The sequence below is a fragment of the Microbacterium sp. F2E genome (assembly GCF_020905435.1).
Lineage (GTDB): Bacteria > Actinomycetota > Actinomycetes > Actinomycetales > Microbacteriaceae > Microbacterium > Microbacterium lacticum.
In genome coordinates, this window is the sequence record NZ_JAJJIB010000019.1 from 1 (window position 1) to 18,217 (window position 18,217).

An 18,217-nucleotide genomic window follows, 5' to 3' on the forward strand; every position below is an offset into this window, starting at 1 on the left:
CACACGATTATGCCGACAACCGCAGCCCGCCCACCGCCGCTGACCAGGACCGCCCGAGCATCATCGGCATAACCGCGAGCACGGCATAACAGACCGCGATGAGGACGTCCTCGACCCCGCGATTCTTCAGCTCGGTGAACACCTGCAGCCAGAACCGTGCTCCCTCGCCGCCGTCTCCGGCCCAGATCCCGAGGATGTCGCGTTCCCCGGCCGTGGTCACTCCCATCACGACGTAGAACGGGGTGTTGCGGACCTGCCCGTCACGGACCTTCACGACGATCGCGTCCACGAAGATCACCGGATACAGCGAATCCAACGGACGAGAAGCCCACTCGGCGAGCTCGCCGGCGACTTTCTCGGTGATGCGGCTGATGGTGTCTTTGGAGACCTTCGCGCCATAGACCTCGTCGAAATGCGCCGCGATCTCCCCGGTCGTCAGTCCCCGAGCGGTCAACGAGAGGACGATCTGGTCGACCCCGTCCAGCCGGCGTTGGCGTTTCGGGACGATGATGGGCTCGAAAGAGCCGTCGCGACCCCTGGGGACCTCGATGTCGACGGGGCCGATCTCCGTCAGCACGGTCTTCACCCGGGTCCCGTTGCGCATGTTCTCTGCGATCGGGGTCCCGCCGTGTTCATGGCCGAGATGCTCGGTCAGCTCCGCGTCCAACGCGGTCTCGAGCACGTTCTTCGTGAGCTGGCCGAGCAGGCCACCCGGCCCGGTCAGACTCACCCCCTGGTCCTTCGCCTGCGCGAGCAGCCGCTGGGCGATTTCTTTCTGATCGATGATCTCCCCGGTCACGGGATCAATCATCTCGTCGTTAAAGACGACATCGGTCGTGTCAGCCACGGCCATCTCCTTACGGATCAGGCCGGACCCCACACACCGTTATTCAGACAGTCCCCCTGTCGGAGTGCACCGCGCCTAGGCTGGGAACATGGCTGAATCCTCCTGGTCGCTCGGTCGTGCCCTGCGCGGCATGTTCACCAAGCCCACGATCGACGAGAACACGTGGGACGACCTCGAGACCGCTCTGCTGACGGCGGACTTCGGCCCTGAGATCACCGAGCGGATCATCGACGAGCTGCACGAGAAGGTCGACCGCTACCGCACCACCGACCCGCGCGACCTGCAGCGGATGCTCAAGGAGACCCTCGAGGAGCACTTCGCGAAGTTCGACACGACCCTGCGGCTCACCGAGCGCCCGGCGGTCGTGCTCGTCGTGGGCGTCAACGGCGTCGGCAAGACGACGACGATCGGCAAGTTCGCGAAGTTCCTGCAGCGCTACGGGCGATCGGTCGTCGTCGGCGCCGCCGACACGTTCCGCGCCGCCGCCGTCGACCAGCTCGCGACGTGGGCCGAGCGCGGCGGAGCGACGATCGTGCGTCCTCAGCAGGAGGGTCAGGACCCGGCATCCGTCGCCTATCAGACGATCGACTACGCGAAGCAGACCGGCACCGAGATCGTGCTCGTCGACACGGCAGGACGCCTGCACACCAAGGGCGGGCTCATGGACGAGCTCACCAAGATCCGCCGGGTCATCGAGAAGCAGGCGCCGATCAGCGAGGTGCTGCTGGTACTGGATGCCACGACGGGCCAGAACGGTGTCATGCAGGCCGAGGCCTTCCTCGAGCACGCGGGCGTCACGGGACTCGTGCTCACCAAGCTCGACGGGTCGGCCAAGGGCGGCTTCGTCCTCGCCGTGCAGGAGCGCACCGGCATCCCGGTCAAGCTCCTCGGGCAGGGCGAGGACATCGGCGACCTCACCGGTTTCACCCCGCACGTGTTCGTCTCGGCGCTGGTCGATTGACCGGGTCGGCGCGCCGCGGAGCGCCGGCAGTGCGGCGGCGGGGTCGCGCGCGGGCGACGAGGGTGGTTGCATAGGCTCATGGCGATCGAGCACGACTATTTCGGACTGCTGGAGTCCGGGCCCGACGGATCGATCTTCTGGTCCGAGACGGTCGACTTCGCGGATCAGCGGGTGACCGTCGACCTCACCGCGCCCGATCAGGACGACGTGTCGCAGGCGGCGCTCGACGTCGCGGCGGCGATGATCTCGTCGCTCGAGCAGATCGATCTGACCGCGCGGAACGCCATGGTCGCGGAACTCGACGACCGCACGAGCGAGGTGACCGAATACCTGCTGCAGCAGCAGGAGGCGTTCGGCGACGACCTCGAGGACGTGCTCGTCGACATCTCGGGCGACGCGCACATCGACATCATCCGGTCGCTGCAGCTGGTGAGCATGACGATCCTCGCCGACGAGCACGGCGGCGCCGATCCCTTCGCCGTGCTCGAGTACGCGCTCGACACGGATGCCACCGACGAGGTGCTCCTGGTGAACCTCACCAGCGACGGCGCCGTGCAGTCCGTCACGAGCGCCGACTGACCTCACCGCCGAGCCGCTATCCCGCGGCCGAGCCGCCACGGCGCGGACGGTCCGGGGCGTAGCGGCTCGACTGCGGCGTAGCGGCTCGCGGGGTCAGACGGCCTGGGCGAACTCGGTGTCGCCGGCCAGGTGGGCGAGGTGCGTGGGGAGGGGACGGCCCTTGGACGTCATCGACTGGGCCCACAGGCGCCCCGCGCGGTAGGACGAGCGCACGAGCGGGCCGGCGAGCACGCCGAGGAAGCCGATGCGCTCGGCCGCCTCCTTGAACTCGACGAACTCGGCGGGCTTGACCCAGCGCGCGACGGGCAGGTGCCGCGGCGACGGGCGCAGGTACTGCGTGATCGTGACGATGTCGGTTCCCGCGTCGTGCAAGTCCTGCAGCGCTTGAACGACCTCCTCCGGCTCCTCGCCCATGCCGAGAATGAGGTTCGACTTCGTGATGAGGCCCGCGGCGCGCGCCTGGGTGAGCACGTCGAGCGAGCGCTCGTAGCGGAATGCCGGGCGGATGCGCTTGAAGATGCGCGGCACCGTCTCGACGTTGTGCGCGAAGACCTCCGGTCGCGCGTCGAACACCTCGCCGAGCAGCGCCGGGTCGCCGTTGAAGTCGGTGGCGAGCAGTTCGACGCCCGTCTCGGGGTTCACAGTGTGGATCTGCTGGATCGTCTCCGCGTTCAGCCACGCCCCGCCGTCGGGGAGGTCGTCGCGCGCGACGCACGTGACCGTCGCGTAGCGCAGCTGCATGCGGCGCACGCTGTCGGCGACGCGGCGCGGCTCGTCGGTGTCGTAGGCGGCGGGCTTGCCGGTGTCGATCTGGCAGAAATCGCACCGCCGCGTGCACTGCGAGCCGCCGATGAGGAACGTCGCCTCGCGGTCCTCCCAGCACTCGTAGATGTTCGGGCAGCCGGCCTCCTGGCAGACGGTGTGCAGCTCCTCGCCCTTCACGAGCGACTGCAGCGCCTGGTACTCCGGCCCCATCTTCGCCTTCGTCTTGATCCACTCCGGCTTGCGCTCGATGGGGGTCTGGGCGTTGCGCACCTCGAGGCGGAGGAGCTTCCGTCCCTCCGGTGCGCTCGCCGGTCCCGCACCGGGGGCGGGGGTTCCGCAGGCGCTCATGCGGCGACCACCGGCGACGAGGCGGCGAAGGATGCCTGGAACGCGGCCGACACAGCATCCACCACGTCGGCGGGGCGCACATCGCGCCCGAGCACCTCGCTGACGGTCGTGACCCCGGCATCCGCGATGCCGCACGGGATGATCTGCGAGAACGGCAGCAGCGAGTTGTCGCAGTTGAGGGCGAAGCCGTGCATCGTCACGCCGCGCTGCACGCGTACGCCGATCGCGGCGATCTTGTCCTCGGAGAGGAGGCGGCGCACCCAGACGCCGCTCCGTCCCTCGACCCGGTAGCCTTCGACGCCGAGCCCGGCGAGCACGTCGATGAGGATACCTTCGAGCCGCCGCACATGCGCGACGACGTCGACGGGCTCGTGCAGTCGCACGATCGGGTACCCGACGAGCTGGCCCGGGCCATGCCACGTGATCTTGCCGCCGCGGTCGACGTCGACCACGGGGGTGCCGTCGGTCGGACGCTCGTGCCGGGCGGTGCGGGCGCCGGCGGTGAAGACCGGTTCGTGCTCGAGGAGCAGCAGCGTGTCGGGGCGGGAGCCGTCCACGACGCCGGCATGGACCTCGCGCTGGAGAGCCCAGCCGTCGGGGTAGGGGATGAGCGTGGGGGAGAGTCCCACCGTGCGCACGTCGAGCATGACGCTCCTTCGGATCGGGTTTCTGAACCGCGTCCAACAATATGCCCTGGATACAGTGTGGGGATGACAACGGGCCGTCCCCGCGCGACGTCGCGCGACACCATCGCCGAAGCCGCCTGCGAGCTGTTCCTCGAGCGGGGCTACGCCGACACGACGGTCGCCGAGATCACCCGGCGCGCGGGCGTCAGCCGGTCGAGCTTCTTCAATTACTTCACGTCGAAGTCCGACGTGCTCTGGGCGGGGCTGGACGAGCGCATCACGTCGCTCGGCGAGCGTCTCGCGCACGGCGGCGGAGGGGATGGCGCCGCCGCCCCCGCCGCCCCGGCTGCCGCTGCCGCCGTCCGTGCGGAGCTGACAGCGCTCGGCGACGGGTTCGCTCCCGATGCCCTCGCGCTCGCGATCGTGCACGCCGAACCGATGGGCCTCGTCGACGAACTGGAGCGCGACACGGGCATCCGTCGTTCGCGCATCGCCCACGCCGTCACCGGGCGGTTCCGCGCGGGCGGGGCCGACGAGATCGAGGCCGCCGTCGCGGGCGCCGCCTACGCCGGCGCGGTGCTCGCCGCCATCGAATCGTGGGCGCACGCCGGTGCCGGGCAGACGCCGCTCGGTCCGGTGCTGGCCCGCGCCGTGGACGCGGCCGCCGTCACCGCGCCCGGCCCCGTGCGTCAGCTGCGTCTGGTCGCCCGCGCCGACGATTTCGCCGAGGCGCTCGTCTTCTACCGCGACGTGCTCGGGATGCCCGAGCAGGAGTCGTACGAAGGCGACGGCGGCGCACGGGTCGCGATCCTCAGCGCCGGGCGCGCGACGCTCGAGCTGTCGAACCCCGCGCAGGTCGATCTCATCGATCGCGTCGAGACGGACGGCGACGCCCCGAGCGAGCGTCTGCGCGTCGCGCTGGAGGTCGGCGACACGGCCGTCGTCGTCGAACGGCTCGCCGAGGCGGGCGCCGTGGTCGAGGCCTCCGCCCGGGAGACGCCCTGGCGGTCGGTCAACGCGCGGCTGCGCGCCCCGGCGGACCTGCAGGTGACTCTCTTCCAGGAGCTCGGCGCGGCGGAGCCGGTGGACGGTCGCTGAGGCCGCCGCCCGAACGGTGGCTGACGTCGCCGCCCGGCCGGTCGCTGAGGCGGCGAGCCGCGACGGTAGAATCGAGCCATCATGGCGACTTTCGGCACCCTCAGCGATCGGCTGACAGAGACCTTCCGCAACCTCCGCACGAAGGGCAAGCTCACGCCCGCCGACGTCGACGGCACGGTCCGCGAGATCCGGCGCGCGCTGCTCGATGCCGACGTCGCGCTCGTGGTCGTCAAGGACTTCACCGCGAAGGTGCGCGAGCGCGCCCTCGGCGACGAGGTCAACAAGGCGCTCAACCCCGCTCAGCAGGTGGTGCAGATCGTCAACGAGGAGCTCGTTGCGATCCTCGGCGGCGAGCAGCGCCGCCTGCGGTTCGCCAAGACCGCGCCGACCGTGATCATGCTCGCGGGCCTCCAGGGCTCGGGCAAGACGACGTTCGCCGGCAAGCTCGCCAAGCAACTCGAAAAGGATGGTCACACGCCGCTTCTGGTCGCCGCTGACCTCCAGCGTCCGAACGCCGTCAACCAGCTCCAGGTCGTCGCGCAGCAGGCCGGTGCCGCCGTCTACGCGCCCGAGCCGGGTAACGGCGTCGGCAACCCCGTCAAGGTCGCGAAGGCCGGTGTCGAGTACGCCCGACAGAAGCAGCACGACGTCGTCATCATCGACACCGCGGGACGCCTCGGCGTCGACGCGGAGCTCATGAAGCAGGCCTCCGACATCCGCAAGGCGACCGACCCCGACGAGGTGCTCTTCGTCATCGACGCGATGATCGGTCAGGATGCCGTGGGCACGGCCAAGGCGTTCCAGGACGGAGTCGACTTCACCGGCGTCGTGCTCTCCAAGTTGGACGGCGACGCCCGCGGTGGCGCGGCCCTGTCGGTGGCCTCGGTGACCGGTCGCCCCATCATCTTCGCTTCGACGGGCGAGGGGTTGGATGACCTCGAGGCCTTCCACCCCGACCGCATGGCCAGCCGCATCCTCGACCTCGGTGACATCCTCACTCTGATCGAGCAGGCGCAGCAGGCGTTCGATGAAGAGGAAGCACGCAAGGTCGCCGAGAAGCTCGCGACCGAGCAGTTCACCCTCGAGGACTTCCTCGACCAGCTGCAGCAGATGAAGAAGATGGGCTCGATGAAGAAGATGCTCGGGATGCTCCCGGGCATGGGCCAGATGAAGCAGCAGCTCGAGAACTTCGACGACAAGGAGATCGACCGCACCGAGGCGATCATCCGGTCGATGACGCCCGGCGAGCGCCGGAACCCGAAGATCCTGAACGGCTCGCGTCGCCTCCGCATCGCTCGCGGCTCGGGGATGACCGTGACCGACGTCAACCAGCTCGTGCAGCGGTTCGACCAGGCCGCGAAGATGATGAAGACCGTCGCGCGCGGCGGCGTGCCCTCGATCCCCGGCATGGGGTCGCTCGGCGGCAAGCCGGGCGCGTCGGCCAAGCGCGGCGCCAAGCAGAAGAAGGCGAGCGGCTCGCGGTCGGGAAACCCGGCCAAGCGCGCCGCGGAGAACGCCGGCATCGCGGCCGCACCGGCCGCCGCGCCGACCGGCTCGGGCTTCGGCCTGGGCGGGGGAGCGGGCGCCGGGGCGCAGCCGAGCGAGGCCGACCTCGCGCAGATCCAGAAGCTCTTCGGCAAGGGCTGATCAGCCGGGCACTCCCGCGTCGCTGAGCTTGCCGAGCACGGTCTGCGCGAGGTCGGTCTCGTCGTTCCAGATCGTGCTGAGGCCGATGATCCGCGCGCCCGGGGCCGCATCGCGCATCTCCTCGACGGTCGTGAGGGTCTGCGCACGGACGTCCTCCGGGTCTTCGCCGAAGTCGTTGCTCGACGACTCGACGATGACGATGTCGGGCTGGAGTGCGGCCAGGGCCGGGACGAGACCGGAGTACGGTGTGCCGCAGTCGCCCGAGACGACCAAGCCCATGCCGCCGCAGGCGAGGCTCGTCATCGACACGTGCGCCTTGTTCGCGACGAGTGTCGGCCACGCCTGGCCGAGATCGAGACCGTAGCCCGACATCAGCGAGTCGCCGATCGTCACGACGCGGAGCCGGTGCGCGCCGTGCGAGGAGGCGGCGGGAGTGGGGCTCGGCGCGGAGAAGACCGGCGCAGGGGTGGGGGAGCACGCGGTCGCCAGGAGCGCGGTGACGAGGACGGCACCCGCCGAGAGCGAGAACGCGAGGAGCGACGGGAGACGACGACCTGCGCGCGGACGTGCCATGGTCGGCACCTTACGCGCGGATGTCTAGGTCTGCGCCGTGAATCTCTGCCGCCGCTCTACGCGGACGGGTTCAGACCGCCGGGTGGGATAGGTGCTCGCGCAACGAGGGGCCTTCGCGGAACTCGCGGATGAGGCTGTGCACGACGGCGCGCAGGTCGCCGTCCGAGGCATCCGCCACCGCCAGCTGACGCGCGTAGCTCGCGCCCTGCGCGGCGATGCGCTCGACACCGGCGAATTCGCGGGCGCAGTGCAGCTCCTCGGCGATCGGCCGCAGCCGCTCGACGGTCTCCGCCAGATGATCGAGTACGGGCCGCTGCGTGCCGGCGCGGTCGACGATGACCCGCGCGTCGAGGCCGTATCGGGCGGCACGCCACTTGTTCTCGCGCACGAACCAGGGCTGCAGCCGCTCGAGAGGGCGGCCCTCGTCGAGCTCGCGCGAGAAGTGCTCGACGAGCACCTGCACGAGTGCCGCGACGGCCGCGAGCTCGGGGAGGGTCGACATGCCGTCGCACGCCCGCACCTCGATCGTGCCCCAGCGCGGAGCGGGGCGGATGTCCCACCGCACCTCGGTCGCGTCGTCCATGACGCCCGTCCGGACCATGTCGTCGAGATAGCCCTCGTACTGCGACCAGTCGTCGAGCGGCCACGGCAGCCCCGCGGTGGGCAGTTGTTGGAAGACGAGGGCGCGGTTCGAGGCGTAGCCGGTGCGCTCACCCGCCCAGAACGGGCTCGACGCCGACAGCGCCTGCAGGTGCGGCAGGTACGTCGCGAGCGCACCGATGATCGGCATCACCTTGTTGACGTCCTCGACGCCGACGTGCACGTGGATGCCCCAGATCATCATGTTGCGCCCCCACCACTGGGTGCGCTCGATGAGCGTGTGGTAGCGGGTCTTGTCGGTGACCTCCTGGTCGTACCACTGCGCGAACGGGTGGCTGCCGGCGCACATCAGCTCGATGCCCCGCGGATTCGTGAGCGCACGCACCTGCGCGATCGCATCGCCGATGTCGTCGACGGCGGCCGCCACCGTGTCGCCGATGCCGCTCGTCACCTCGATCGTGTTGGTCAGCAGCTCGCCGGTGACGGTGTAGCGCTCGAGCTCGGTGCGCTCTTCGAGCTCGGGCAGGAACTCGGGCGCGCGGCCGACGAGGTCGCCGGTGTCGCGGTCGGCCAGCATGAGCTCCCACTCGAGCCCCACCGAGGAGCGCGCGGATGTCGCGAAGGGCACCGTCATGGCGTCAGTCTGGCACGGTGGGGCGACAGAAGACCGCCCGGTTCGCGGCATCCGTCATGATCTGGCAAAATAGACGGTTGGACCACTCGCTCGACCCTCTATCCGGCGGGGCAGGTCCACCGCAGAGCTCCCGCCGGGTGTGCACCCCACGCTCCAGGCGACGTTCATCACTTTCCACACCAATCAGGAGAATTGTGGCTGTCAAGATCCGTCTCAAGCGCCTCGGCAAGATCCGCGCACCCTACTACCGCATCGTCGTCGCCGACTCGCGCACCAAGCGCGACGGTCGCGTCATCGAGGAGATCGGTCAGTACCACCCCACCGAGGAGCCTTCGATCATCAAGGTCGACTCCGAGCGTGCGCAGTATTGGCTGTCGGTGGGCGCGCAGCCGACCGAGCAGGTCACCGCGCTGCTGAAGCTCACGGGCGACTGGGGCACCTTCAAGGGCGACAAGAACGCCGTCTCGACGGTGAAGGTCGCCGATGAGAAGGAAGAGTTCCAGGCCGACTCGGCCAAGAAGTCGGTCATCAAGCCCAAGGCTGAGAAGAAGGCCGAGGCGCCCGCCGCCGACGACGCAGCCGAGGCTCCCGAGGCCGACGCCGCCGCCGACGCCGAGTAATCGCGGTGCTGTCCGCCGCGCTCGAGCACATCGTCAAGGGGATCGTCGATCACCCGGACGATGTCGTCATCCGTTCCTCCACCTCGCCGCGCGGCGAGGTGCTCGAGGTGCGCGTGCACCCCGATGACCGGGGTCGGGTGATCGGGCGCGGCGGTCGCACCGCCAAGGCGCTGCGGACCCTCATCGCCGCCCTCGCCGACGGCACCCGTGTGCGCGTCGACGTCGCGGACGACTGAGATGGCGGCCGCAGAACCCGCTGGCACGCAGCTGCGCGTCGGACGCCTCGTCAAGGCCCACGGCCTGAAGGGCGCTCTGAAGCTCGAGCTGTACACCGACGACCCCGACGGGCGCTTCATCCCCGGCGCCGTCCTCACGCTGCAGGTGCCGGCAGCCTCGCCCTGGCACGGCAAGACCGTGACCGTCCGTGAGTTCCGCTGGATGAACTCGCACCCCGTCGTCTTCTTCGAGGACGTCGACGACCGGGACGGCGCCGAATCGCTCGTCCGGGCGATCCTCTGGATCGACCAGGACGAGGACGCCCCCGCCGAGGACGACGCCTGGTTCGACCATCAGCTCGTCGGCCTCGACGTGGTGCGCGACGGCGAGGTCGTCGGGCGCGTCATCCGCGTCGACCACCTGCCCGCCCAGGACCTCCTGGCCGTCCGCCCCACGGGCTCCGACGGCGAAGTGCTGGTGCCCTTCGTCGCCGCGATCGTGCCCGAGGTCGACGTCGCCGGCGGGCGCGTCGTCGTGACGCCGCCGCCCGGCCTGTTCGAACCGCTGCCGGACGACGAGCCGGAGCTCGCCGATGAGGCGGATGCCGCGGACGCGGAGGCGGAGGATGCCGCGGACGCTGTAATGGATGCCGGATCCGAGAAATCGTCCGGATTCGGGGCATCCGAGGCGCCCGGCCGCTCCGAGGCCTGACATGCGCATCGACGTCGTCACGATCTTCCCGGCGTTCTTCGACGTGCTCGAGGTGTCGCTCGTGGGCAAGGCGCGCGGGGCGGGCATCCTCGACATCCGCGTGCACGACCTGCGCGATGCGACTCACGACCGTCACCGCACCGTCGACGACACGCCGTACGGCGGAGGCGCCGGCATGGTGATGAAGCCGGAGCCATGGGGCGAGGTCATCGACGAGATCGCCGGCGCGCCGTCGGCGGACCCGGATGCCGCGGAGCCGACCACCGGGCCGCTGTTCGTGTTCCCGTCGCCGGCGGGGGAGCGGTTCACGCAGGCGACCGCGCGAGAGCTTGCCGCCGAGCCGCACCTCGTGTTCGGCTGCGGCCGCTACGAGGGCATCGACGAGCGCGTGTTCTCGTATGCCGCGACCCGCGGCCGGGTGCGCCTGATCAGCCTCGGCGATTACGTGCTCAACGGCGGCGAGGTCGCCGCGATGGCCATGATCGAGGCGATCGGCCGCCTCGTGCCGGGGGTCGTCGGCAACCCCGAGAGCCTCGTCGAGGAATCCCACGAGGACGGGCTGCTCGAATATCCGTCGTACACGAAGCCCGCGTCGTGGCGCGGCTACGACGTGCCCGAGGTGCTGCTGAGCGGCCACCACGGCCGGGTGGCGCAGTGGCGCCACGAGCAGCAGCTCGAGCGCACCCGCGAGCGCCGCCCCGACCTCCTCGCCTGACGCCCGCGTCACGGACGCAGGAGAAATCACGCACGCAGGACGTGCGGGGCCCGAACCGTCCTGCGTCGGTGATTTCTCCTGCCTCGGTGATGCGAAACGGGCGGGTGGCCGCTCCGCGCGACTCAGTCGACGCCGAGGAACGACCGGTCGGTGAGCACGATCGGCCCGTCGGCGGTGATCGCCACGGTGTGCTCGGCGTGCGCGCCGCGCGAGCCGTCGGCGCTGCGGAGGGTCCAGCCGTCGGGGTCGGTCACGAGCTCGTCGGTCGTCTGCAAGAACCACGGCTCGAGTGCCACGACGAGTCCCGCCCGCAGCGGATACCCGCGGTTCGGCTTGCCGTCGTTGGGCACGTGCGGATCGCCGTGCATCACCCGTCCGACCCCGTGGCCGCCGAAGTCGGTGTTGATCGAGTAGCCGTCGGCGTGGGCGACCTCGGCGATCGCGTGCGAGATGTCGCCGATCCGCCCGCCCGCGACGGCCGCGCCGATCGCGGCATCCAGGGCCCGCTCGGTCGTGTCGATGAGCGCGAGGTCCTCGTCGCGCGGCGTGCCGACGACGAACGACACCGCCGAGTCGGCGACCCAGCCGTCGACCGAGGCGGCGAAGTCGAGCGAGACGAGGTCGCCGTCGCGGAGCGCGTAGTCATGGGGGAGGCCGTGCAGCACGGCGTCGTTGATCGAGGTGCAGATGACCTTGCCGAACGGGCTCGCGCCGAACGAGGGGTGGTAGTCGATGTAGCACGACTCGGCGCCCGCGGCCCGGATCATCTCGTGCGCGCGCTTATCGATGGCGAGCAGGTTGGTCCCCACGCGGGTGTCGGCGCGCAGCGTCGTCAGCACCTCCGCCACGAAGCGGCCCGCGGGACGCATCGCATCGATCTCGGCAGGGGTACGCAGCTCGATCATCGTGATCCTTTCCTCAGCTTCCATTCTGGTGGATCGGCGTACCATCGGGGACATGGCACTGCGCAGTGGGTTCTTCCGGTGGCTGATACCGGCGGCATTCGTGCTGCCCCTATGGCTGTTCATCGGCTGGATCGTCTTCGGCGCCAACCCGCTGTCGCTCCTCTGGGTTCTGCTCTCCGCGCCGATCGTGCTGATCGGGCAGCTGATCCTGACGCTCCTCGTCCGCGCGCGGCCGACCGCGCGCACCGAGCAGGCGGTCTCGTGGACCGACCTCGCCCTGATCGGCGGCTGGAACGTGCTGATCGTCGCCCTCGGCGTCTTCTCGAACCCGTGGTGGTGGGCGCTGTTCGTCGTCACCGTGATCGTCGGCGTCGCCGCGCTCGTGGCGGCCTTCCGCCGGCTCTGGCGCGAGGCACGGCCCGCCGGAACGCTCCTGCGCACGCCCGCGGGGGTCGGCTATGTGCCGCCGCCGGTGGCCCGGCCCGCTACGGCGACGGATGCCGAGGTCATCGTCGTCCGCGAGAACGGCGCGTCCTCGGCCCCGTGACCCTGCCGCGGTTTTGGCGTGCCGTGGCATCCATGGCAGAATGGCTGTTTGTGCCCTGACCAGGCTCTGCCACAGGGGAGCACGGCGACGGGATCCGGCGCCTCGGGCACACACCACCTTTTCCCTTATCTCTCGCGGTCGACCTGTGGCGGTCGCAGGAAGTGACGATCATGCAGATCCTCGACTCCGTCGACGCGGCCTCGCTCCGCTCCGACATCCCCGCGTTCGGCCCCGGTGACACCGTCAAGGTGCACGTGAACATCACCGAAGGCAGCCGTTCGCGCGTGCAGGTGTTCCAGGGTGTCGTCATCGGTCGCTCCGGCGACGGTGTGCGCGAGACCTTCACCGTCCGCAAGATCAGCTTCCAGGTGGGCGTCGAGCGCACCTTCCCGGTGCACTCGCCGGTGATCGACCACATCGAGGTCGTCACCCGCGGTGACGTGCGTCGCGCGAAGCTCTACTACCTGCGCGAGCTGCGCGGCAAGAAGGCCAAGATCAAGGAGAAGCGCGACAACTGACGCGCGCGGGTACAGCCCGACTCCCGACAGCCCCGGTCCGGCATCCCGCCGACCGGGGCTTTCGCATTCCCGGAGCGGAATTCGCCGAGCGCCGGAGCCGTGGCGCGGTGCGTTCCGGGCCCCGGGATGTGCGACCCTTGAGGGTGCGCGGACCGAGGAGCGGTGCGCCTGCGAGAAGGACGCGAATGACCTCGGAGAACGCCACGGCCGCCGGCCCGGACGAGCTCATCCCGCGGCGGCGCCGTCGGCGTGGGCGCGGCGTCTGGGCGCTCCTGCGCGACATCCTCGTCATCGTCGTGGTGGCTGTGCTGGTCTCGTTCGTCATCAAGACCTTCCTGGTGCGCTCGTTCTACATCCCCTCGGGGTCGATGGAGCAGACCCTGATGATCAAGGACCGCATCCTCGTCGACGAGCTGACGCCGCGGTTCTCCGGCTACGACCGCGGCGACGTCGTGGTCTTCCGCGATCCGGGCGGCTGGCTGCCGGTCACGACGACGCCCGACCGCGGCCCCCTCGTGGAGTCGTTCGACTGGCTCATGTCGCTCGTGGGCATCTCGGCGCCCGACAGCGAGGACCATCTCATCAAGCGGATCATCGGCGTCGCGGGCGATCACGTCGTGTGCTGCAACCAGCTCGGCCAGGTCGAGGTCAACGGCACCCCCATCGACGAGACGCCCTACCTCGACCTCGCCGAGGGGCAGAACGCCCCGCAGGTGGTGCCCTACGACGTGACGGTGCCCGAGGGGTCGCTGTGGGTGCTCGGCGACAACCGCGACCACTCGCGCGACTCGCGCTACAACATGGACCAGCCCTCGCACGGCTTCGTGCCGCTCGCGAACGTGGTCGGCCGGGCGTTCCTCATCACTTGGCCGCTGTCGCGGTTCGGCCCGATCGACACCCACCACGCCGTGTTCGAGGGTGTGCCTGAGGCGGACGGATGACCGTCGCCGTCCCGAAGCTCACCCTCGAGCGGCGGCTGCTGCGCGAGCACACCCTCGTGATCGCGTGCGACGAGGTCGGCCGGGGCGCGCTGGCAGGTCCCGTGGCGGTCGGCGCGGTGGCGGTGGATGCCCCGCGCGTGCGTCGCCGCGTTCCCGAAGGCCTGCGCGACTCGAAGCTCGTCGCCGCCCATCACCGCCCGGCGGTCGCCGAGCGCGCCGCGGCGTGGGTCCAGGCATCCGCCGTCGGCTGGTCGAGCGCCGCCGAGATCGACGAGGTCGGGATCATCCGCGCGCTCGGGCTCGCCGCGCTCCGCGCGATCGCCGAACTCCGCGCGTTCGGCGTGGTGCCCGAGGACGCGATCGTGCTGCTCGACGGCAACCACGACTACATCACCCCCGCCGGCGGCACGGGGCTGCGCGTACAGCCGGTCATCAAAGCCGACCGCGACTGCGCGTCGGCCGCCGCGGCGTCTGTGCTCGCCAAGGTCGCGCGCGACGACCTGATGGTGGGCCTCCACGACGAGGCGCCGGCATATCAGTGGGCGCGCAACAAGGGATACGCGAGCGCCGAGCACCGCGCCGCGATCCGCTCGCACGGGCTGAGCCCCCACCACCGCGCCTCGTGGGCGATCGCCGACGCGCCGACGCTCTTCTGACGCACGCCTAGACTGGATCCACCATGGATGACGAAGTCTTCGAGGATTACGACCGCGAACTCGAACTGGCCCTGTACAAGGAGTATCGCGACGTCGTGTCGCAGTTCCAGTACGTGATCGAGACCGAGCGACGGTTCTATCTCGCCAACGACGTCAACGTCGTGCGCCGCGACACCGAGCACGACTTCTACTTCGAGATCTCGATGACCGACGTGTGGGTGTGGGACATCTACCGCGCCGACCGGTTCGTCAAGAGCGTGCGGGTGCTGACGTTCAAGGACGTCAACGTCGAGGAGCTGCAGCGGCGCGACTTCCAGCTGCCCGAGGAGCTCTCGCTCGACAACTGAGCGCGGTTCGCCGCCTCCTCCCCAGGTGGCGATCTTCGGGATCTGTCCACGGATCCCGGATCCGGCCCCTTCCCGCGGTGCCGGGGCGGGCACCATGCCTGCATGGCAGACAAAGACGTGCGGGGGCGTGCGGGCGAGGAACGCGCCGCGTCGCACCTTCGAGACCTCGGCTACACCGTGCTCGATCGCAACTGGCGCTGCGCCGCGGGGGAGCTCGACATCGTCGCCGCCCATGGCGCCGATCTCGTCGTGGTCGAGGTGAAGACGCGCCGGAGCGCCGCCTACGGGCATCCGTTCGAGGCGGTCGACCGGCGAAAGCGTGACCGGCTGTGGCGCCTGTCCTGCGCGTGGGCGGCGGCACACCCGGATGCCTCGCGGCACCGCCGCCTGCGCATCGACGTCGTCGGGATCACCGGTGACGATCCCGCCACCGCCGTGCTCGAGCACCTCGAGGGCCTGGCATGACCGTCGGGCGCACGTGGGGCGTCGTGCTGACGGGGCTGCACGGCGACCTCGTGGAGGTCGAGGCCGACCTGTCGAACCAGACCCCCGCGTTCGTGATCATCGGCCTCGCCGACAAGGCCGTGGGCGAGGCGCACCAGCGGGTGCACAACGCGTGCGCGAACAGCGATCTGCCGCTGCCGCGGCGCAAGCTCACCGTCAACCTGTCGCCGGCGAGCCTCCCCAAGCACGGATCGGGTCTCGACCTCGCGATCGCCGTCGCGGCCCTCGCCACCGAGGCGCCGATGGATGCCGCGTCGCTGCTGCAGACGGCGCACATCGGCGAACTGGGGCTCGACGGCCGGTTGCGGCCGGTGCCGGGGGTGCTCCCTGCCGTCGCCGCGGCGGCGCGGGCGGGGGTGCGGCGTGTCGTCGTGCCGCACGCCAACCGCGCCGAGGCGGAGCTCGTGCCGGGGGTCGAGGTGTTCGGTGCGGCCTCGCTGCGCGACGTGATGCGCCGGCACGGTCTCGACGTCGATCCCGTGGAGGTCGAGCCGGTGCCCCTCGCGACGCTCGAGGCGGCGACCGCAGAGGCGACGCCCGACCTCGAGGACGTCATCGGCCAGAGCGACGCGGTCGACGCGCTCATCGTCGCCGCCGCGGGCGGCCATCATCTGCTGATGAGCGGGCCGCCGGGGGCGGGGAAGACAATGCTCGCCCGGCGTCTGCCCGGCATCCTGCCCGATCTCGACGATGCCACCGCCGTGCAGGCCGCGTCGCTGCGCTCGCTCGCGGGGCTGCCCGTCACCCGTCTCGACCGCATCGCGCCGTTCGAGGCGCCCCATCACTCGGCCAGCGTCGCATCCCTCATCGGCGGCGGCAGCCGCACCGTGCGGCCGGGGGCCATCGCCCGCGCGAGCGGCGGCGTGCTCTTCCTCGACGAAGCCGGCGAGTACGGCGCGCACGCGCTCGACGCGCTCCGCCAACCTCTCGAATCGGGGAGCATCGAGATCCACCGTGCGGGGTTTCGCGCCGTGTTCCCCGCCCGATTCCAGCTGGTGCTCGCGACGAACCCGTGCCCGTGCGGCAACTACGGCGTGCCGCGCGCGGAGTGCCGGTGTCCGTCGCTCGCGATCCGGCGCTATCTCGGCAAGCTGTCCGGGCCGCTCCTCGACCGCATCGACATCGAGCTGTCGCTGCAGCGGGTCGCCGTCGCGCGGCTGCGGAGCGGCGACGGCAGCCGGGTGACGACGGCGGAGGCACGCGAGCGCGTCGTCGCGGCGCGTGCCCGCGCGGCGCGACGGCTGCACGGCACCCCGTGGCGGACCAACGCCGAGGTTGCCGGATCATGGCTGCGCGACGGGCCGCTCGCCCCCGAACCGGCGGTGCGCCGCCCGCTCGACGATGCCTTGCAGCGCGGGGCGCTGACGCTCCGAGGCTTCGACCGCGTCTTGAGAGTGGCGTGGTCGAATGCCGACCTGGCCGGGCGCGACCGACTCGAGGTCTCCGACATCGGGCGGGCGCTGTACCTGAAACGGGGGGCCCGGGCATGAGCGGAATCGACCTCTCGCCCCGGGCGGCTCGGCGTGAGCTGGGACCGCTCGTCGAGGCATCCGACGACGCGGACATCGTCACCGCCTTCGCCCGCGCGGTGTGGTCGGCGCTCGTCGAGCCGGGAGACCGCGTCGCGGGCGCGCTCGTGGGCGCGCTCGGCGCGGCGCCGGCCCTGGACGGGGTGCTCGCCGCGGCGGCCGGAACGACTCCGGGGAGCGCGCGGGCGAGCGCGACCGCCGCCGCGGCGGAAGCCGGGCTCGACGCGGGAGACCTCGCGCAGGGGTACTCACGGTGGATGCCTCGGCTCGGCGGTGCCCCGGCGGCACTCGCCGTGGCGCGCCGCTCGGGCGCGCTGCTGATCACACCCGAGGACACCGCATGGCCGGGCCGCGTGGACGACCTCGGGCCGCACGCCCCGCTCTGCCTATGGGTGCGCGGCGCGCCGGAGGCGCTCAGCAGCGCGAGAGCAGCGGTCGCGATCGTCGGGGCGCGGGCGGCGTCGTCCTACGGCGAGCACGTCGCCGCGGAGCTCGCCGCCGAGTGCGCCGCCACCGGCACGGTCGTCTACTCGGGGGCCGCGTACGGCATCGACGCCGCCGCGCACCGCGCCGCGCTGTCGGTGGGCGGCGCGACGGTCGCCGTGATGGCCGGCGGCGTCGACCGCCCGTACCCGTCCGGCAACCTCGAACTGATCGAGCGGATCGCCGGTGCCGGTGCCAGCGCGGTGATCGCCGAGGTCGCGTGCGGCACCGCGCCGACGAAGCATCGCTTCCTGGCGCGCAACCGGCTGATCGCGGCGCTCAGCGATGCGACCGTCGTGGTCGAGGCCGGGTGGCGGAGCGGGTCGCTCAACACCGCCCACCACGCGCAGCAGATCGGTCGTCCGCTGGGGGTCGTCCCCGGCCCGATCACGAGCGCGACGTCGATGGGATGCCACCGCCTGCTGCGCGAGGGCGACGCGATCTGCGTCACGGGGGCCGATGACGTCCGCGAGCTGATCGGCGACGGGTGCCCCGTGACGGCGGTCGACGACCGGGGCGCGGCGGCGGGCGCGTACACCGGCGAGCGGACGCGGGTGCTCGATGCCCTGAGCATCCGGCGCGCGCGCACGACGGACGACGTCGCTCGGCGCGCCGGGTTCACTGTCGACCAGGCGGCCGCCCTGCTCGGACTGCTCGAACTCGAGGGCCTCGCCGCGCGGCGGGCGACCGGGTGGGTGCAGCGTGCCGCCGACGCGCCGAGCGCTGAACCGAGCGCCGGGGCGCCGAGGTCCGGCCCGAGGTCCGGGCCGTCGCCGCGCACCGGCCACGCGCGGGCGGAGGCGGCGACACTCTGGTGACGGGCGCACCGGGGGTCCTCCCACGCGGC

General features: G+C 71.1%; 21 protein-coding genes and 1 pseudogene. 16 read left to right on the plus strand and 6 right to left on the minus strand.

Annotation, left to right across the window (positions count from 1 at the left end):
- Positions 1–105: 105 nt before the first annotated feature.
- Positions 106–811, minus strand: a pseudogene (locus LOK55_RS12215) (IS256 family transposase); the annotation flags it as partial.
- Between the two features lie 124 nt (positions 812–935).
- Here LOK55_RS12215 and ftsY point away from each other — a divergent pair.
- A complete protein-coding gene (gene ftsY / locus LOK55_RS12220; protein WP_141380511.1) occupies positions 936–1,808 on the plus strand; it encodes a signal recognition particle-docking protein FtsY in 873 nt (290 codons plus the stop codon).
- A gap of 78 nt (positions 1,809–1,886) precedes the next feature.
- Positions 1,887–2,387, plus strand: coding sequence for a DUF2004 domain-containing protein (locus LOK55_RS12225; RefSeq protein WP_196324002.1), 501 nt, complete (start codon positions 1,887–1,889; stop codon positions 2,385–2,387).
- A gap of 93 nt (positions 2,388–2,480) precedes the next feature.
- On the opposite strand, the gene lipA is transcribed toward LOK55_RS12225, so the two are convergent.
- Together lipA and lipB are read right to left on the minus strand one after the other, a co-directional pair.
- The gene (gene lipA / locus LOK55_RS12230) at positions 2,481–3,500 is read right to left on the minus strand and encodes a lipoyl synthase (RefSeq protein WP_229935574.1); all 1,020 of its coding nucleotides are present in this window, start codon (positions 3,498–3,500) and stop codon (positions 2,481–2,483) included.
- Positions 3,497–4,147, minus strand: a complete 651-nt coding sequence (gene lipB, locus LOK55_RS12235) for a lipoyl(octanoyl) transferase LipB (RefSeq protein WP_196324004.1) — start codon at positions 4,145–4,147, stop codon at positions 3,497–3,499. The genes lipA and lipB overlap by 4 nt, the downstream gene beginning before the upstream one ends.
- Positions 4,148–4,210: 63 nt before the next feature.
- Between lipB and LOK55_RS12240 the strand changes: the two genes are divergently transcribed.
- Both LOK55_RS12240 and ffh read left to right on the plus strand, forming a co-directional pair.
- Positions 4,211–5,224: a TetR family transcriptional regulator gene (locus LOK55_RS12240; RefSeq protein ID WP_229935575.1), complete on the plus strand. Its 1,014-nt coding sequence runs from the start codon at positions 4,211–4,213 to the stop codon at positions 5,222–5,224.
- An 81-nt stretch (positions 5,225–5,305) separates the two neighbouring features.
- A complete protein-coding gene (gene ffh / locus LOK55_RS12245) occupies positions 5,306–6,871 on the plus strand; it encodes a signal recognition particle protein (RefSeq protein ID WP_229935576.1) in 1,566 nt (521 codons plus the stop codon).
- On the opposite strand, the gene LOK55_RS12250 is transcribed toward ffh, so the two are convergent.
- Positions 6,872–7,444: a GDSL-type esterase/lipase family protein gene (locus tag LOK55_RS12250; RefSeq protein ID WP_229935577.1), complete on the minus strand. Its 573-nt coding sequence runs from the start codon at positions 7,442–7,444 to the stop codon at positions 6,872–6,874. It abuts the gene before it with no gap.
- A 70-nt stretch (positions 7,445–7,514) separates the two neighbouring features.
- Complete coding sequence (locus LOK55_RS12255) at positions 7,515–8,678, minus strand: glutamate--cysteine ligase (protein WP_229935578.1); 1,164 nt, start codon at positions 8,676–8,678, stop codon at positions 7,515–7,517.
- Between the two features lie 194 nt (positions 8,679–8,872).
- Between LOK55_RS12255 and rpsP the strand changes: the two genes are divergently transcribed.
- The 4 genes from rpsP to trmD are packed head-to-tail and all read left to right on the plus strand — an operon-like array spanning position 8,873 to position 10,940.
- The gene (gene rpsP, locus LOK55_RS12260) at positions 8,873–9,298 is read left to right on the plus strand and encodes a 30S ribosomal protein S16 (protein WP_196325149.1); all 426 of its coding nucleotides are present in this window, start codon (positions 8,873–8,875) and stop codon (positions 9,296–9,298) included.
- Between the two features lie 5 nt (positions 9,299–9,303).
- Entirely contained in the window at positions 9,304–9,534 is a 231-nt protein-coding gene (locus LOK55_RS12265; RefSeq protein ID WP_229935579.1) for an RNA-binding protein, read from the plus strand.
- A 1-nt stretch (position 9,535) separates the two neighbouring features.
- Entirely contained in the window at positions 9,536–10,225 is a 690-nt protein-coding gene (rimM, locus tag LOK55_RS12270; protein ID WP_229935580.1) for a ribosome maturation factor RimM, read from the plus strand.
- A gap of 1 nt (position 10,226) precedes the next feature.
- Positions 10,227–10,940, plus strand: a complete 714-nt coding sequence (gene trmD, locus LOK55_RS12275) for a tRNA (guanosine(37)-N1)-methyltransferase TrmD (protein ID WP_229935581.1) — start codon at positions 10,227–10,229, stop codon at positions 10,938–10,940.
- A gap of 122 nt (positions 10,941–11,062) precedes the next feature.
- Here trmD and map read toward each other — a convergent pair whose 3' ends face one another.
- Entirely contained in the window at positions 11,063–11,845 is a 783-nt protein-coding gene (gene map / locus LOK55_RS12280) for a type I methionyl aminopeptidase (RefSeq protein WP_196325153.1), read from the minus strand.
- Between the two features lie 52 nt (positions 11,846–11,897).
- Here map and LOK55_RS12285 point away from each other — a divergent pair, with 52 nt between their 5' ends.
- The 8 genes from LOK55_RS12285 to dprA all read left to right on the plus strand — a co-directional run bounded on the left by LOK55_RS12285 (position 11,898) and on the right by dprA (position 18,188).
- Positions 11,898–12,392 (plus strand): MFS transporter permease, encoded by a 495-nt coding sequence (locus tag LOK55_RS12285; protein WP_229935582.1) that lies wholly within the window; start codon positions 11,898–11,900, stop codon positions 12,390–12,392.
- A gap of 170 nt (positions 12,393–12,562) precedes the next feature.
- Positions 12,563–12,910, plus strand: coding sequence for a 50S ribosomal protein L19 (gene rplS, locus LOK55_RS12290; protein ID WP_196325155.1), 348 nt, complete (start codon positions 12,563–12,565; stop codon positions 12,908–12,910).
- 185 nt (positions 12,911–13,095) lie between these two features.
- Positions 13,096–13,851, plus strand: coding sequence for a signal peptidase I (lepB, locus tag LOK55_RS12295; protein ID WP_141380698.1), 756 nt, complete (start codon positions 13,096–13,098; stop codon positions 13,849–13,851).
- Positions 13,848–14,507 (plus strand): ribonuclease HII, encoded by a 660-nt coding sequence (locus LOK55_RS12300; RefSeq protein ID WP_229935583.1) that lies wholly within the window; start codon positions 13,848–13,850, stop codon positions 14,505–14,507. Before lepB ends, LOK55_RS12300 begins: the two co-directional genes overlap by 4 nt.
- 23 nt (positions 14,508–14,530) lie before the next feature.
- On the plus strand, positions 14,531–14,854 hold the full coding sequence (locus LOK55_RS12305; protein WP_141380700.1) for a DUF2469 family protein: 324 nt from the start codon (positions 14,531–14,533) through the stop codon (positions 14,852–14,854).
- A 102-nt stretch (positions 14,855–14,956) separates the two neighbouring features.
- Positions 14,957–15,319 (plus strand): YraN family protein, encoded by a 363-nt coding sequence (locus LOK55_RS12310; protein WP_229935584.1) that lies wholly within the window; start codon positions 14,957–14,959, stop codon positions 15,317–15,319.
- A complete protein-coding gene (locus LOK55_RS12315; protein WP_229935585.1) occupies positions 15,316–16,848 on the plus strand; it encodes a YifB family Mg chelatase-like AAA ATPase in 1,533 nt (510 codons plus the stop codon). The genes LOK55_RS12310 and LOK55_RS12315 overlap by 4 nt, the downstream gene beginning before the upstream one ends.
- On the plus strand, positions 16,845–18,188 hold the full coding sequence (dprA, locus tag LOK55_RS12320) for a DNA-processing protein DprA (protein WP_229935586.1): 1,344 nt from the start codon (positions 16,845–16,847) through the stop codon (positions 18,186–18,188). Before LOK55_RS12315 ends, dprA begins: the two co-directional genes overlap by 4 nt.
- Positions 18,189–18,217: the final 29 nt, after the last annotated feature.

Bases quoted from the DNA above. Each gene is read 5' to 3' on its own strand.
- lepB (WP_141380698.1), top strand. From the start codon at position 13,096: ATGACCTCGGAGAACGCCACGGCCGCCGGCCCGGACGAGCTCATCCCG.
- lipA (WP_229935574.1), bottom strand. From the start codon at position 3,500: ATGAGCGCCTGCGGAACCCCCGCCCCCGGTGCGGGACCGGCGAGCGCA.
- LOK55_RS12225 (WP_196324002.1), top strand. From the start codon at position 1,887: ATGGCGATCGAGCACGACTATTTCGGACTGCTGGAGTCCGGGCCCGAC.
- rplS (WP_196325155.1), top strand. From the start codon at position 12,563: ATGCAGATCCTCGACTCCGTCGACGCGGCCTCGCTCCGCTCCGACATC.
- ffh (WP_229935576.1), top strand. From the start codon at position 5,306: ATGGCGACTTTCGGCACCCTCAGCGATCGGCTGACAGAGACCTTCCGC.
- LOK55_RS12285 (WP_229935582.1), top strand. From the start codon at position 11,898: ATGGCACTGCGCAGTGGGTTCTTCCGGTGGCTGATACCGGCGGCATTC.
- LOK55_RS12300 (WP_229935583.1), top strand. From the start codon at position 13,848: ATGACCGTCGCCGTCCCGAAGCTCACCCTCGAGCGGCGGCTGCTGCGC.
- lipB (WP_196324004.1), bottom strand. From the start codon at position 4,147: ATGCTCGACGTGCGCACGGTGGGACTCTCCCCCACGCTCATCCCCTAC.
- ftsY (WP_141380511.1), top strand. From the start codon at position 936: ATGGCTGAATCCTCCTGGTCGCTCGGTCGTGCCCTGCGCGGCATGTTC.
- LOK55_RS12250 (WP_229935577.1), bottom strand. From the start codon at position 7,444: ATGGCACGTCCGCGCGCAGGTCGTCGTCTCCCGTCGCTCCTCGCGTTC.
- map (WP_196325153.1), bottom strand. From the start codon at position 11,845: ATGATCGAGCTGCGTACCCCTGCCGAGATCGATGCGATGCGTCCCGCG.
- rimM (WP_229935580.1), top strand. From the start codon at position 9,536: ATGGCGGCCGCAGAACCCGCTGGCACGCAGCTGCGCGTCGGACGCCTC.
- dprA (WP_229935586.1), top strand. From the start codon at position 16,845: ATGAGCGGAATCGACCTCTCGCCCCGGGCGGCTCGGCGTGAGCTGGGA.
- LOK55_RS12255 (WP_229935578.1), bottom strand. From the start codon at position 8,678: ATGACGGTGCCCTTCGCGACATCCGCGCGCTCCTCGGTGGGGCTCGAG.
- trmD (WP_229935581.1), top strand. From the start codon at position 10,227: ATGCGCATCGACGTCGTCACGATCTTCCCGGCGTTCTTCGACGTGCTC.
- LOK55_RS12240 (WP_229935575.1), top strand. From the start codon at position 4,211: ATGACAACGGGCCGTCCCCGCGCGACGTCGCGCGACACCATCGCCGAA.
- LOK55_RS12305 (WP_141380700.1), top strand. From the start codon at position 14,531: ATGGATGACGAAGTCTTCGAGGATTACGACCGCGAACTCGAACTGGCC.
- LOK55_RS12315 (WP_229935585.1), top strand. From the start codon at position 15,316: ATGACCGTCGGGCGCACGTGGGGCGTCGTGCTGACGGGGCTGCACGGC.
- LOK55_RS12310 (WP_229935584.1), top strand. From the start codon at position 14,957: ATGGCAGACAAAGACGTGCGGGGGCGTGCGGGCGAGGAACGCGCCGCG.